13 protein-coding genes and 2 tRNA genes are annotated in these 14037 nt (G+C 35.0%); 10 read left to right on the top strand and 5 right to left on the bottom strand.

All coding sequences use genetic code 11. From position 1 onward, the window contains the following. Positions 1-89: 89 nt before the first annotated feature. Positions 90-2516 (bottom strand): DUF5916 domain-containing protein, encoded by a 2427-nt coding sequence (locus HAV12_RS20060; RefSeq protein WP_171571178.1) that lies wholly within the window; start codon positions 2514-2516, stop codon positions 90-92. Between the two features lie 329 nt (positions 2517-2845). On the opposite strand from HAV12_RS20060, the gene HAV12_RS20055 reads away from it, so the two are divergent. Beyond that, a complete protein-coding gene (locus HAV12_RS20055; protein ID WP_132037733.1) occupies positions 2846-3568 on the top strand; it encodes a murein L,D-transpeptidase catalytic domain family protein in 723 nt (240 codons plus the stop codon). Here the strand turns inward: HAV12_RS20055 and HAV12_RS20050 are convergent. Continuing rightward, positions 3557-5149, bottom strand: coding sequence for a murein L,D-transpeptidase (locus HAV12_RS20050; RefSeq protein WP_171571177.1), 1593 nt, complete (start codon positions 5147-5149; stop codon positions 3557-3559). The genes HAV12_RS20055 and HAV12_RS20050 overlap by 12 nt on opposite strands. Before the next feature lies 1 nt (position 5150). Continuing rightward, a complete protein-coding gene (locus HAV12_RS20045) occupies positions 5151-5588 on the bottom strand; it encodes a GNAT family N-acetyltransferase (RefSeq protein WP_171571176.1) in 438 nt (145 codons plus the stop codon). A 136-nt stretch (positions 5589-5724) separates the two neighbouring features. Here HAV12_RS20045 and HAV12_RS20040 point away from each other — a divergent pair. Both HAV12_RS20040 and HAV12_RS20035 read left to right on the top strand, forming a co-directional pair. Beyond that, positions 5725-5797, top strand: a tRNA-Gly gene (locus tag HAV12_RS20040). A gap of 109 nt (positions 5798-5906) precedes the next feature. Further along, positions 5907-5979: transfer RNA gene (locus HAV12_RS20035), tRNA-Gly, on the top strand. Positions 5980-6113: 134 nt separating this feature from the next. Here the strand turns inward: HAV12_RS20035 and pepE are convergent. After that, positions 6114-6821, bottom strand: coding sequence for a dipeptidase PepE (pepE, locus tag HAV12_RS20030; RefSeq protein ID WP_171571175.1), 708 nt, complete (start codon positions 6819-6821; stop codon positions 6114-6116). A gap of 162 nt (positions 6822-6983) precedes the next feature. Between pepE and HAV12_RS20025 the strand changes: the two genes are divergently transcribed. The 7 genes from HAV12_RS20025 (at position 6984) to HAV12_RS19995 (ending at position 13134) form a co-directional block, all read left to right on the top strand. Further along, complete coding sequence (locus HAV12_RS20025) at positions 6984-7751, top strand: carboxypeptidase-like regulatory domain-containing protein (RefSeq protein ID WP_132037729.1); 768 nt, start codon at positions 6984-6986, stop codon at positions 7749-7751. Continuing rightward, on the top strand, positions 7738-8463 hold the full coding sequence (locus HAV12_RS20020; protein WP_171571174.1) for a carboxypeptidase-like regulatory domain-containing protein: 726 nt from the start codon (positions 7738-7740) through the stop codon (positions 8461-8463). The genes HAV12_RS20025 and HAV12_RS20020 overlap by 14 nt, the downstream gene beginning before the upstream one ends. Beyond that, the gene (locus HAV12_RS20015; RefSeq protein WP_132037727.1) at positions 8453-9208 is read left to right on the top strand and encodes a hypothetical protein; all 756 of its coding nucleotides are present in this window, start codon (positions 8453-8455) and stop codon (positions 9206-9208) included. Before HAV12_RS20020 ends, HAV12_RS20015 begins: the two co-directional genes overlap by 11 nt. Beyond that, positions 9205-9711 carry a DUF6702 family protein gene (locus tag HAV12_RS20010; RefSeq protein WP_171571173.1) on the top strand — a complete coding sequence of 169 codons (507 nt, stop codon included), beginning with the start codon at positions 9205-9207 and terminating at the stop codon, positions 9709-9711. Before HAV12_RS20015 ends, HAV12_RS20010 begins: the two co-directional genes overlap by 4 nt. A gap of 65 nt (positions 9712-9776) precedes the next feature. Next, positions 9777-12020, top strand: coding sequence for a M1 family metallopeptidase (locus HAV12_RS20005; protein WP_171571172.1), 2244 nt, complete (start codon positions 9777-9779; stop codon positions 12018-12020). A 191-nt stretch (positions 12021-12211) separates the two neighbouring features. After that, positions 12212-12571, top strand: a complete 360-nt coding sequence (locus tag HAV12_RS20000) for a twin-arginine translocase TatA/TatE family subunit (protein ID WP_171571171.1) — start codon at positions 12212-12214, stop codon at positions 12569-12571. Then, complete coding sequence (locus HAV12_RS19995; protein ID WP_171571170.1) at positions 12571-13134, top strand: phosphatase PAP2 family protein; 564 nt, start codon at positions 12571-12573, stop codon at positions 13132-13134. Before HAV12_RS20000 ends, HAV12_RS19995 begins: the two co-directional genes overlap by 1 nt. A gap of 172 nt (positions 13135-13306) precedes the next feature. Here the strand turns inward: HAV12_RS19995 and HAV12_RS19990 are convergent, their stop codons facing one another. Continuing rightward, positions 13307-13948 carry an O-methyltransferase gene (locus HAV12_RS19990; RefSeq protein WP_171571169.1) on the bottom strand — a complete coding sequence of 214 codons (642 nt, stop codon included), beginning with the start codon at positions 13946-13948 and terminating at the stop codon, positions 13307-13309. Positions 13949-14037 lie beyond the last annotated feature (89 nt).

The raw sequence follows: 14037 nt of genomic DNA, 5'->3' as shown, positions 1-14037 counted from the left end.
ACAGGTTACAATTGTATTTAATAAAATGAACTGTATTGAAAAATACTAATTTAATTATAGAAGTCTTTATTTTTTAAAATTAATTCAGACTAAGCTCTGTTTCTAATCTTATTTTTGACAGCATTATAGTCAATAAAATATTTGACACTTACAGAAAAAATATGTTTTAACGCATCGTTATTAAGCAAATTGGTAACGCTTGTTTTGAATTCCTTATCAATAACACGTTCAAAATTAGAAGCATTATTTCGATATAAAACCGAAAGCTGACTTCCGGGAGCAAACCACCAGGAATAAGATAAATCGGTATTCCACGAATAAAAACTTGAGTTTTTGTTTTTGGTATATTCGGTATAAGGTGTTAAAGTTCCGTCTGTTTCAAGTTGCAGAATGTCTTTATTCTCCGCATAAGACCAATACTGGCGTACGGAAAGATTAAGTGTCATGGCGCTGTTTAAAGCATATTTTCCACCTAATATATTAGAATAGGTAATAACGTTTCTATTGGCAAAAACAATATCCTCCGGCGTGTTTTCATTATCGTCATTATCAAAACTGTCAATGTATCCTTTATTGTTGTTTTTTCTGAAAAAGCTAAACGTATACGTTAAGAGCAGTTTGTCGCTAAAACGATATCTCGGGCCAATATCAAAACCATAATTCATTCGTTCGCTTTCATCAAAAAGGGCAATAGAAGGATTTAGATCCAATGCGAATTTATGATTGTAATTGGTCGAGATACTTCCGGTTGCTTCTATTCTGCCCGGAACAATGACATACCGGTTATCTGCCCTTGGTTCATAATAATCATTTCCTTCAGTATATATGGTTATCCCTGCTCCATAATAATTATTTTTAACAGTTGTCAGGTTCAGATTGACATTTACGTCGCTTTCCTGAACTTTTCCGGACTCTTTATTAAACTCAGCATACATATTATAATTGAGTTTAAAACTATTGAAAAGCTTTGTCGGATTTAGGATCCTGTAATTGGCATTTCCGTAAAAGTTGTAATAATTGGTATAGAAATTAATGCCAAGATCATTGGGATCAAAATCTTTCGTAACTAAATCGGTACCTACACTGTAGCGGTATTTTCCGCTGGTTTCGGCAAAGCCAATTGAGGCGTAAAGCCCTTTTGTGTCTTCAGTATCATTGATAGTGCTGTACTTGACATTTCCGGATAAATTGTAAGTATTTGCTTTTGTGTTTAAATCCCAGGCCAAACCGGACACATTAGAATCTCTGAAATGACCATTTCGGGTGACATTTGTATTGATAAAAGTGACCGACGAGTTTTTACGAAAACGCTGATCCAGGACCAAAACATTATAATTCATTAAAGGCTCGACGATCTCTTTTCTGGTTTCGCCGGTGATGGTGTCTTTTATAGTAGCAAATGTTTTTTCGGTTACGGCATTTAAAATCCCGACTCCAAGTCCCTTTTTGGTTCTTCCGGAGACCTTTAAAGCATTAATAAGGTTTACGCTTTGCGGATCTTCAATTATCTCTTCATTCTCCTTTAAATCCGGTTCGACAGAAGGTTTGCCACCAATTCTTCTAGAGTAAAACATTCCTCCTTTGTTAAAAAGATCGGTTCCTTCCGTAAAAAAAGCTCTGTTTTCGTTGAATTGTTGTTCAAACGGACCCAGGTTCAAAATCTGATCATCGTATTTGGCCTGTCCAAAATCAGGAATCAGAATAGCATCAAGCGTAAAAGCATCGTTAATACCGTATTTGATATCCATTCCGCCTTTCATAGTGCCGTACGTTTTCTGGCTATCAGCAGCGTTCAGGTAATAAGAAGCATAAGGCATAAGAAACAATCGGGTAGGAGGTTTGATGTTTTCAATTCCTTCCAGATTCCCATTTTGCTGTGTAAAAGTGCCAATTTTGGTATCAATTAACGACCAGGTATATTTTTTTCGTTCCCTTTTTATTTCCCTGAAAAAATTAATTCCCCAGGTTTGTTTGTTGCCTTCCGAAAAACGCAAAGCGGCATATGGAATCTTCATTTCTACAGTCCATCCTTTATCTGTAAGTACTGCTTTACTGATCCAGATAGCATCCCAGGAATAATCTTCACCGTTGGAATCCGTCATGATGCAGTCTCCCTGCACATCGGCTGCAGACACAAAAAACTCAAAATTCTGCTGACCGTCATTAAAACCGTTTATAAAAACACCAAAAATATCTGCTGTTCCGAAATTATCCCTTTGTGAAATTTCTTTTAATACTTTATTAGGTTCATCATCGTACATAACAGCACCTATATAAAGAGCGTCGTTATTGTATAAAACTTTCACTTCTGTTTTTCTTCCCTCAGGAATTGGTTTTCCATTATCAGGTTCAAACATGACAAAATCTGATGCTATAGCTGCATGCTCCCATTCCGGTTCCTCTAATTTCCCATCTATGGAAATACTTTGCAAAATTTGCTGTGCCTGCAAAGTTTTCTTTTGGCTGTAAGAGTACATCGAGGAAAGAAAGAGAGTAAAAAAGACTAATTTTTTCATGTGGTTTTTAAAACGTAATTTTTGGAATAATTAATTGTCGGAGTAATAGACAGTCTTTTTTTATAATTGTTACACTTTAATCTAGAGTGTTTCAAGGAAACAAATTTATATTATTTTCAGAAAAAGTTATATAATTAAAATCCCGATTTTAATTTTTGTAAGTAAATATCTGGTAAAATTAACATTTTCATGCTTTTTTGCTAATTTTTTGTTTTAGAATTGTTAAAGTTTAAACAAAAATGCACTGATTCATAGACTTTTATTTTGTCCCCTGTATTTTTTGTCTATTTTTGTCATGCCCAAATTTTTTATTAACCTAAAGGAATTCAATGATTTACAAAATTTATCCATTATTGGTGTTTTTACTATTGTCTTTTGGTAAAGATTCAAAAAACACAATCGAATTAAAAAAGGTAACATCGAAGAGTATTGCTAAAGTTGAAAAACTTGCAATTGACACAAAAATTGAGAGTGTGTACAGCACTTTAAAAACCAACAATTTTTCGTTACCGGAACTTAGGACTTTCTCAGAAGCTTTAAAAGGTTTTTACTTATTGAAAGAGAAAGGTGTCGTTCAAAAAGATATTTTAACGTTAATTGATTTTAGTTTATCCTCAAACACCAAACGTCTTTGGGTGATTGATTTGTCTACTAATACCATTTTGTTTCATTCTCTGGTTGCGCATGGCAGGAATACAGGAGAAGAATTTGCTTCGGCATTTTCTAATTCAAATTCCTCTTTCAAAAGCAGTTTAGGGTTTTATGCCACTGGTGAGATTTACAAGGGAAAACACGGAGCATCGTTGCGTTTAGACGGTCTGGAAAGAGGTGTTAATGACAATGCCCGCGAAAGAGGTGTCGTGGTTCATGGTGCAGATTATGTGTCGGAATCTTTTATCAATAATAATAAAAGATTAGGAAGAAGTCAGGGATGTCCGGCTCTTCCGGTTGAATTGACTAATAAAATTATTGAAGTTATTAAAAACAAATCGTGTTTGTACATTTACCATCCGTCAAGAAGTTTTGCGATGGAAGAAAAGCTAATTTCTTAATTTAGCATACAAATCCGAATCTAAATTATAAATATCAGCTCTGAAAATGAGCTGATTTTTTTTGCTCCATGCGGTCCAGTACCATTGATATAAAGCGTATTTTTTTTTGATTTTAATGTTAACTGTTTTTTTAGTCTCAATAATGGAATCAATTTTTTCCTTCGACCAACTTACCGACTTATCCGAAGAATCTAAAATATGCCTTGCCAGTTCTAACGGATTTTCAATACGTACACATCCTGAACTTAACGAACGATTATTTCTTACAAAATAATTACGATGATTGGTATCGTGCAGGTAAACACTATGATGGTTTGGAAATAATATTTTCATCAATCCTAACGAATTGTTATAACCCGGACTTTGTACATAACGGTATTTACCGGGATTTTTTTCATTCCACGCAGCAGGTTCTACTACATTTCCGGAACTGTCATATATGGTAATATTTTTTTTAGCCAGATAATTTCGGTTACGTTTCATTGCCGGAACAACATCTTCCTTTAGGATTGTAGGCGGAACTGTCCAGGTAGGATTAAAAACGACTGTTTTGAGCTTAGAGGTTATGATTGGTGTTTTTCTCTTGCTGGTTCCCACTACCACATTTCGAACCAGGGTAGTGTCTTTGCTTTCAACAACATGTAAACTGTAATCCGGAATATTGATGATGAAATAATTTTCGGCAAATTCATTATTATACCATCTCCAGCGTTCTAAATTGGCAATGATTTGTTCCTTTCTTTTGGTTTTAGAAAAATTTAAAGCGCTTATAGTTCCTGCTCCGATTACGCCATCAGCAGCCAGACCATGTCTTTCCTGAAATTTTTTAATAGCTTCGAAAGTTTTTTGATCGTAAATTTTGGTGAGGCTATCCTTCCTTCCGGACATGTCTTTCCAGAATAAAAGTCTTTTTTTGATGTTTATTAAAGCAGGATTGGTGTCATGGAGTGTTATTTTTTCAGCAGATTCTATCTTGCCAATATTGTCCTCCGGAAAAGTTTTAATGACCTCAAGTGCCTTCAGTAATTGTTTGTAGGTATCTGATTTCGATTGAAGACGATCTGCAATGCTGTCCAGTTTGTTTTTATTGAATGCTTTTATCAGTGCATTATTTACATCAAATGGTTTCTCTGCTAAATCCCAATTGCCGTATAGTTTTTTTGGATCTAATTTGCCTTTGTACAAATGGGTTAAGTATAATTCAAAATTATAAGTAAGCAATATGTCATAAGTGGCTAAATCAGCATCGCTCAGGGCACTTACCCTTTTCTCCAGTTTCTCGAGTTTTCCAGTTTTGTAATCATTTGAATTTAAACCCAGTTCGTCTGATTTTTTCAATAAAGATAAAATGTAGGTTCTTTTTTTAAGATTTCCCCAAACCGTTTTGTTTTCAGAAGAATTATAAAATTGTTTCAGTGTTTCGCTTTTAAAAGCATTGATTTTTGAGGTATCGATTTGAACTGTTCTTTCATTAGTAAGTATGATTGCAGGCTGGCTTTTTTTGACAGGGACAGCTTTCTGCTTATCGTCTTTACAGCCGATAAAAATGCATAATACTAATAAAAGATAAAGTTTCTTCATGTTACAATTTTTTAAACATTAAATAATGTTCGCCCACATCTTTGATATCAAATGCTTCGCCAACAGTTTTGTAATTCATTTTTTGATAAAATCCAACAGCAGCTGTTCTGGCGTTAAACCAAATCAGGTCTGTGTTTTTTTGCAGGCAATAGTTTTCGCAATGTTTGACCAAAGCTTCACCAATTCCTTTTTTCTGATGTTGCTCTAAAACCGCCATTCCGCGGATCTGAGCCTGATTTTTCTGTGCAAAGGTAGTGTTGATTTTTGAGTATAATGAAATAATTCCTATTAATTCACTGTCAAAAAATAAGCCAAAATGATGTGTGGTTTCTAAATCATCACCTTCGAAGAGGCAACTTTCCAGAGGTTTTCCTTTTCTTAAAACGGGATGACGAACAATATAAGTTTCTTTTGATGCTATTTCTTTGATGATATTCATGATTTGTTTAAATAAAATAAATGTATAACTTTTTAATTTTAAATGGGTTATGGGAAATTCTTGTTTTTAATTGATTTTTTTTGAAAAAAAGCTTGTTTTGAACTTAACTTATTTTTTATATTTGCACCACAGTAATGCGAAAGTAGCTCAGTTGGTAGAGCTCCAGCCTTCCAAGCTGGTTGTCGCGAGTTCGAGCCTCGTCTTTCGCTCTAAAAAACCGAAACTTAATTTGTTTCGGTTTTTTTATCAAAGTTAAAATAATTATTGATTTTTGTTTTTTTAAATGATTTAATTGTTTTACATTTGCACCCTGTTAATGCGAAAGTAGCTCAGTTGGTAGAGCTCCAGCCTTCCAAGCTGGTTGTCGCGAGTTCGAGCCTCGTCTTTCGCTCTTCAAAATCCTCAAGCAAATTGTTTGGGGATTTTTTTTATGCTTTTTTTTTAAATCATATAAGTGATGTAAGTTATTATAAGTTTTTTGTCAGCCTTATTTAAATGAGTTTACACCACTTATAGGGTTACAAATTAGTTTAGATTGCTCAAATCACTTTCAGTTGCTAATTCCTCCGGATTTTGATTTTTTAAAAATAGACGAGCGGATAGATCTCCCTTTAAAGTAATCCTGCTTTCTTTTACTTCCAGCCAGCTTCCTTCTCGTAATCCTAAAACAGGTATGGAATTGAAGGCATGAAATTCTTTAATCCTTGTTTCGCGTGTTTCTCCCATATGTTTGGACTGTGTTTCGGGATCTAAATAGTGCGGATTTAAATTGAAAGGAATTAATCCTAAAGTCTGAAAACTTGGAGGGTAAACAATAGGCATGTCATTGGTCGTTTGCATCGATAGGCCGCAAATATTGCTTCCTGCACTGGTTCCTAAATAGGGAGTTCCGTTTTTCACTGTCTCAGAAAGAAGCTTCATGATGTTTTGTTGGTACAATTGTGTTACCAGCAGAAAAGTATTTCCGCCTCCTGTAAAAATAGCTTCTGCATTTTTTATAGCGCTTTCTGCATTTTCAAATTCATGAATTCCTTTTACGGCAATATTGATTGTTGCAAATGCGGCGGCTGCTTTTTCAGTGTATTCGTCGTGTGTGATTCCGCCCGGTCTCGCAAATGGAATAAATAAAATGCTTTTGCAGTTGGCGAAATGTTGTTTTAGTGTAGGTAATAAGTATTCTAAATAGCTGCCTCCGTGTAAGGTAGAAGTGCTGGCGATGATAATGCTTTTCATAAAATTTTAACTCAGATTGATGCCGTTAAAGATATTAAAAACTCCTTTTTGATGTTGAAATTTCAAACTTTAATTAACATATTTTTACCATGCCGTTAGTATTAAATTTGGAAGACATTAAGATATTTTTACACTTTTAAGAGTAAATCTAATTTTTTTATTTTGAGCGATAAGTTTTTATGTCTTTTTATTATTGTTTTGAGCCAGACTATATGGGGGCAAAATCAGGAACGTATCATTATTAATGGAAAGATAACGTCCAATACCTATGATTTGGAAGGTGTTTACGTGGTAAATGCCGAAACAGAAAGTATGGTTACAACAAATGCCGACGGAACTTTTTCGATCAAAGCCAGGGCAGGAGACACACTTGTTTTTTCTTCCATACAATTTAAAGAAAACAGAACCGTATTGACACAGGAAAATTTTTCGGATCTCAATTTTTCCGTAAAATTAAATTTGGTAGTACATCAGTTGCAGGAGGTAATTGTTCGAAATTATAATAATATTAATGCAGTCTCTTTGGGAATTATTCCGCAGGGACAAAAATCCTATACGGAAGCAGAGAGAAAGTTACATACGGCTAATGCTCTGAATCCAACTGCAAGCGCCGGAGGAATGGCAGGAGGATCAATTTCGGCAGACCCTTTCTTAAATTTTTTATCAGGCAGGACGGCAATGCTGAAGAAAGAAGTGGCAGTAGAGAAAAAAGAATTTTTCATGAAACTTTTGGAAAGTATGTTCAGCCTGGATCATTTTGTGAACAGGCTCTCAATTCCTGCTGAATACGTAAAAGGATTCGAGTATTACGCTGTTGATAATGATAAATTTACGATTGTTTTGAACTCTAAAAATAAAACATCAACTGAATTTTTGCTGGGCGAATTAGCGGTGAAATATAAAGAAATACTTGCTATTGAAAACAAATAATATTTTACTGGCCCTCTTTTTCTTCATTGCCGAAATCACTTTTGGCCAGTCGGCTGCGCCAAAAGAAATCCTTGGGCAGATTTTGCAGCAGTCTGTAACAGTTGAAGGAGTGAATATTATCAATAATAACAGTCAGGTTTCAACGGTTTCAGATAAAGACGGTCGATTTTCTATTGTGGCGAAAGAAGGGGATGTGCTGGTTTTTTCAGCCGTTAATTTAGACCCGGTCAAACGTCGCATTACAACAGAAGATTTAAGTGAGGCTGCGCTTCTTATTAAAATGACAGCTAATGAAGTTGAACTGAAAGAAGTAATTGTAAATGAAAATGCCAATATTACTGCCGAAAATTTAGGGATTATTCCATATGGACAAAAAAAATATACGCCGGCTGAAAGAAAAGTGTATACCGCAACTTCAACCTCGGTAGATAACCTGCTGAATAGTATTTCGGGTCGGACTACTATGTTGAAAAAAGAAGCTAATGTAGAGAAAAAAGAAGCTCTTTTCAGAAAAATAGAGTATCTTTTTGAAGAGGATTATTATACGAATCGTTTGAGGATTCCGTTGGATGATATAAAAGGATTTCAATTATATTGTGTAGATGATGCCGAATTTGCTGTATCTTTGAATACAAAGAACAAAACAATGAGCATGTTTTTGATCACCGAACTAGCCAGAAAATACTTAATAATTCTAGAAAATGAAAAATAAATTAGGAATACTTATCGCGTGCTTATTTTGTCAAATCGTTTTAGGTCAGAGCAATTCAAGAAAATCATTGCACGGTCAGGTATTAAATGATTTTCTTGCCATAGAAAGTGGTTATGTAATGAATATCAATGCAAATGTCAGAACATTTATCGGAGCTGGCGGATTGTTTGATATTATGGCGAAACCAAAAGATACATTGTTGTTTTCGGGTTTGGCGTTTCAGTCTAAAAAGATTGTTCTGACAGAGAAAGACTGCTCTCAGATACTTTTTTCAGTAAAATTAGATTTGGTAAACAATCAGTTGAAAGAGGTTGTGGTTCATAAAGATTTAAAAGTGAAATCATTGGATGGCGGGTCTCAGAAGTTTGTAGACATGCAATTTGAAGATGACAAACAATCCACCGCAAAAAATACAGCGATGTACTCGGATCAAACCATTAAATACGGAACCGATTTTGTGCGTATTTTTAAGGATGTAAAGAAACTGCTGCGTAAAAAAGAAGATGTACAGGAAGATGTGATTTCTGATATTGCATTTGCAGAATATGCGAAAGATAATTTTACACCAGATTTTTTCAGTAAAACCCTGGATTTAAAACCGGACGAAATTGAGCTGTTTTTAATGTACTGCTCCAACGATGCTGAATCAAAAAAATATTTAAAACCGGACGATAAATTCCAATTGATGGATTTTATGGTCAATAAAAATAAAGAGTTTAAAAAAGCTACTATTATTCAAAAATGAAAAATAAATTAGTTTATCCTTTAATCGGGGTCTTATTTTTATCACTTTCGGCGTTTACATTTCATAAGTTTTACATGGGTGTTTTTCAGGTCAATTATGTGACTGAGAAAAAGATGATCCAGATTACCTCCCGTATTTTTGTTGATGATCTTAATAACGGGATGGAAAAAAAGTACCATAAAAAAACCTTTGTGGGTACAGACAGGGAAACTCAGGCTGATATTGATCTGTTGAAAAAATACCTTGCCGATAATTTTTCTGTAAAGACAGACGGTAAGCTCAAAACGATTACGTTCTTGTCTAAAGAAGTAGAAGCAGGTGACGTTTTAGTTTGTTATTCGCGAATAAAAGACATCGATAAATTCAAAACAATTGAAATTTCGAATTCTGTTTTAGTGGATTGGAATAGCGAACAGCAGAATATTACACATGTTTCAGTATTTGGAATCAAAAAGAGTGTTCTTTTTACAGAATCTTCAAGGAAAGAAGTGTTAAAGTATTAATTGATAGGTAGAATTATCATATTAATTGTTATTTTCACAACCTCAAAAAAAACCAAAAAGCATTTATGAAGAAGCTTTCTTTATTACTACTTTTCCCTGCTATGATGATAGCTCAGGAGAAGTCGGCACCTGTTGCACCCAAACAACAAGGTAAATACGATACGAACAAATTTAGCCAGATGTACGATTTACTGGCAACGCCTAATATGTTTCGTACCGCTTCCGGTGCACCCGGACCTGCTTATTATCAACAACAGGCAGATTACAAAATTGATATTGAATTAGATGATAAGAACTCAAAATTAACGGGTTCTGAAGTTATTACGTATTCAAATAATTCTCCGGATAGTTTAGAATACTTATGGATTCAGTTAGATCAGAACCAGGCTAAAGCAAACACTCAGACTTCTTTGGCTGAAAGCGAAAAAATAAATCAGGTTTTACCACTTGACGGGTTTTCGGGCAAGTATCTGAAAAAAGATTTAGAGCGCGGTTTCAATATCGAGCAGGTTAAAGATGCTAAAGGGAATCCAATGTCGTATACCATTAATGAAACCATGATGCGTATTAATCTGGCAACTCCCTTAAAACCGGGTGAAAAAATCGCATTGGCTATAAAATGGTGGTACAACATCAATAATTACAGAAAAGAAGGTGGACGTTCCGGTTATGAATTATTTGAAAAAGACGGAAATAAATTATATGTAATTGCACAGTTCTACCCAAGAATGGCCGTTTACAACGATGTTGAAGGATGGCAAAACATGCAATTCTGGGGAAGCGGAGAGTTTGCGCTGCCTTTCGGAAATTTTGATGTGAACATTACCGTTCCTTCAGATCACGTTATTGATGCTACCGGAGAGTTAACCAACAGAGCCGAAGTTTTTACGGCCGAACAGGTAAAACGTTACGAACAAGCTCAGAAATCATTTGATAAGCCAGTAGTAATTGTAACGCAGGCTGAAGCTGAAGCAACTGAAAAAGGGTTCTCTGAAAAGAAAAAAACATGGAAATTCAGCGCTAAAAACGTACGTGATTTTGGAATTGCCTCTTCAAGAAAATTCATTTACGATGCAATGGCTGTAAAATTAGGGGGTAAAATTGTTATGGCAGAATCCGTTTATCCTAAAGAAGCAAATCCGCTTTGGGGAGAAACTTCAACAATTACAGTGGCACATACTTTAAAAAGTTATTCCTCACATACTTTCGACTATCCTTATCCAAAAGCAGTCTCTGTTTCAGCAGAAGACCAGGGAATGGAATATCCGATGATTTGTTGGAATTTTGGTCGTCCTGATGAAAATGGAGTGACGAGTAAAGAAGTTAAAAACGGAATGATTGGTGTTGTAATTCACGAAGTGGGTCATACTTTCTTCCCGATGATTGTAAATTCAGATGAACGTCAATGGACCTGGATGGACGAAGGTTTAAATTCGTTTTTAGAGTATTTGGCAGAGCAGGAATTAGATCCTAATTTTCCTTCAAGACGTGGTCCGGCGAAAAACATTGTTCCTTACATGAGTGGGGATCAAAAGTTTTTAGAGCCAATTATGTCAAACTCTGAAACCATTGCGCAGTTTGGTAATAACGCTTACGGAAAACCGGCTACAGGACTTAACATGTTAAGAGAAGTAGTGATGGGAAGGGAATTGTTTGATTATGCATTTAGAACGTATGCCAACAGATGGAAATTCAAGCATCCAACTCCTGAAGATTTCTTCAGAACTATGGAAGATGCTTCTGCGGTAGATTTGGACTGGTTTTTCAGAGGATGGTTTTATTCAACAGATTTTGTAGATATCGGAATCAAAGAAGTGAAACAATATTACGTTTCTGATACGCCAACAGCAGATATTAAAGATGTAAAAGTTAGAAAAGGACGTTTCGGGTTCGAAAAAGGTCCATTCGTTTACTTAGTGTCCGGAGATAATGCCGAAGTAAATGCTTCTAAGAAAAAAGCGTTAAAAGTAGAAGATGTTAAGCTATTGGCGGATTACGTAGATCAGACTTTTACAGCGGAAGAGAAGGCAGGTTTGAAATCTCCTAAATATTTCTATGAAGTTGAGTTTAACAAACCAGGCGGAATGATCATGCCAATTTTGGTGGAGATCACTTACGAAGATGGTTCTGTTCAAAACTTTCAATATCCGGCACAAATCTGGAGAAAAAACAATGATACGGCTAAAAAAGTTTATGCAACTGAAAAAGCAATCAAAAGCATTCAGATCGATCCAAAATTAATGACTGCTGATATTGATGTAACCAATAATTCCTGGCCAAAAACAGAGCAGAAATCAAAATTTGACTAAAAATAAAAAGTTAGCTACAACGTTCACAAAGCTGGTAAGGTATTGAGGTAGAAATTCCCTCTGTCTGTTTTTCCGGTTCTTTGTGAACTTTGCGGTTAAAATAATAGTACTTAGAGCTTCTTTTTAAGTAAATTTTAAAACTCTCGGCTACAAAATTTAATATCTTTGTGGCACAATAAAAAATAAAAGATATGTTTGGTATAGGAGGAGGAGAACTAGTTTTTATATTGTTTATAGTATTAATGCTTTTTGGTTCAGAAAAAGTGCCGGAAATTGCCCGTACAATGGGTAAGGCGATGGCGCAGTTAAAAAATGCAACCAACGATATTAAAAGCGAAATTCAGAAAGGAGCTGAGGCTAATGGTCTTGATGCGAAATCTTTGACCGATATCACCGGAAATATCAATGCCCAGATTAACGATGCAAAAACGAATTTGCTGGGTGATACTACTAATTTATCAAGTAATTTATTGGGTGATACTGCTACAGAAATCAATAAAGTAAAAGAAGACATTGACTCTATTTCCGGACCTGTAAAACGCCAAGGATAATGCTCGAAAAAATACAAGAATTAGATACCAGACTCTTTGTGTATCTTAATGGTTTAGGTTCTGAAAATTACGATAAATTATGGCTGATCATTACAAATCAATTGTATTGGACGCCGTTTTTTTTATTCCTGTTTTTTCTTATTTATAAAAAAATTGGAGGAAAACAAACCTTGTATTTATTACTTTTTATTGCCATTCTAATTGCTTTTACAGACCAGACCACCAACTTGTTTAAACATACTTTTGAGCGTCTGCGTCCCTGTAACAATCCTGAAATCAAATCGTTTATAAGAATTGTTCAGGTTAGGACATCCTTTAGTTTTTTCTCAGGTCACGCTGCCAATACAATGGCTGTCGCCACTTTTTTGTACTTAGTTTTAAAACGCCATTTTAAATATTTGGGATTCCTGTTCTTGTGGCCCTTAATTTTCGCTTACAGCCGTATTTACCTGGGACTACATTATCCGGGAGATATTCTTACGGGTTATTTCTTTGGGGCACTTTTCGGTTTTTTACTTTATTTAGTTTATAAAAAATTAAAACCACAATATTTTCCGGGATAGTTTTTGAAAAAGATTCGAAGGTTCTAAGTTGCTAAGATTCTAAGGTTTTTTAAAGAACAATTTAAGTAAGATTTGTCATTTCGAGGAACGAGAAATCACATAACTAGAGAACGCACTGTTGTCGAACACTAGATGTAATTTCTCGTTCTTCGAATGAGATACAAACTGAATGTTACAAAACTCTACTCACTGTCAAACCATCACGAATCGGCAATAAAACCGTTTCAACTCTCGGATCATTCTTAAGAAGTAAATTGTACTCCAGAAGCACTTTTGTACTCACATCATTAGGATGTACCGGTTCCAGGATTTTACCGCTCCATAAAACATTATCAGACAGAATAATTCCGCCCTTATTCATTTTCGGAACAATCAGTTCCCAATAGTTGAGGTAGTTTTCTTTGTCAGCATCGATAAAAACCAAATCAAATTTTACCTCCAGCCCCGGAATGATATCGACTGCTTCTCCTAAATGCTGAAAAATTTGATTTCCCCAGGGAGATGCATCAAAGTACTTTCGTTGAAAATCAACTAATTCTTCTTTAATGTCAATAGTGTGCAGTTGCCCGTTTTCCTGCATTCCTTCACACAGACACAAAGCGGCATAACCTGTGTAGGTTCCAATTTCAAGGATGTTTACAGGGCGAATCAGTTTGGATAACATACTTAAAACACGACCTTGAAAATGCCCGCTCAACATTCTCGGCAAAAGTATTTTTTGATACGTTTCCTTATTTAATTTCGCCAATAATTCCGGTTCGTTTTCAGAATGCTGTTCGATGTAATCTTCTAATTCCTGTGATATAAAATGCATGGGATGATCTTCTAAATTTAAAGCACAAAAATACAAAAAATATCGGGTAACTTTTTTGCATAAAAAAACCATTCGTTGGTACGAATGGT

This window comes from Flavobacterium sp. CLA17 (assembly GCF_013112255.2).
GTDB classification, from domain to species: domain Bacteria; phylum Bacteroidota; class Bacteroidia; order Flavobacteriales; family Flavobacteriaceae; genus Flavobacterium; species Flavobacterium circumlabens.
The sequence above is the reverse complement of the archived record's forward strand: the minus strand, read 5'-3'. Positions and strand labels throughout refer to the sequence as shown.

What these genes read in the sequence shown, in the direction of transcription:
- HAV12_RS20060 (WP_171571178.1), bottom strand. Translation starts at nt 2,516, where the DNA reads ATGAAAAAATTAGTCTTTTTTACTCTCTTTCTTTCCTCGATGTACTCT.
- HAV12_RS20055 (WP_132037733.1), top strand. Translation starts at nt 2,846, where the DNA reads ATGATTTACAAAATTTATCCATTATTGGTGTTTTTACTATTGTCTTTT.
- HAV12_RS20050 (WP_171571177.1), bottom strand. Translation starts at nt 5,149, where the DNA reads ATGAAGAAACTTTATCTTTTATTAGTATTATGCATTTTTATCGGCTGT.
- HAV12_RS20045 (WP_171571176.1), bottom strand. Translation starts at nt 5,588, where the DNA reads ATGAATATCATCAAAGAAATAGCATCAAAAGAAACTTATATTGTTCGT.
- pepE (WP_171571175.1), bottom strand. Translation starts at nt 6,821, where the DNA reads ATGAAAAGCATTATCATCGCCAGCACTTCTACCTTACACGGAGGCAGC.
- HAV12_RS20015 (WP_132037727.1), top strand. Translation starts at nt 8,453, where the DNA reads ATGAAAAATAAATTAGGAATACTTATCGCGTGCTTATTTTGTCAAATC.
- HAV12_RS20010 (WP_171571173.1), top strand. Translation starts at nt 9,205, where the DNA reads ATGAAAAATAAATTAGTTTATCCTTTAATCGGGGTCTTATTTTTATCA.
- HAV12_RS20005 (WP_171571172.1), top strand. Translation starts at nt 9,777, where the DNA reads ATGAAGAAGCTTTCTTTATTACTACTTTTCCCTGCTATGATGATAGCT.
- HAV12_RS20000 (WP_171571171.1), top strand. Translation starts at nt 12,212, where the DNA reads ATGTTTGGTATAGGAGGAGGAGAACTAGTTTTTATATTGTTTATAGTA.
- HAV12_RS19995 (WP_171571170.1), top strand. Translation starts at nt 12,571, where the DNA reads ATGCTCGAAAAAATACAAGAATTAGATACCAGACTCTTTGTGTATCTT.
- HAV12_RS19990 (WP_171571169.1), bottom strand. Translation starts at nt 13,948, where the DNA reads ATGCATTTTATATCACAGGAATTAGAAGATTACATCGAACAGCATTCT.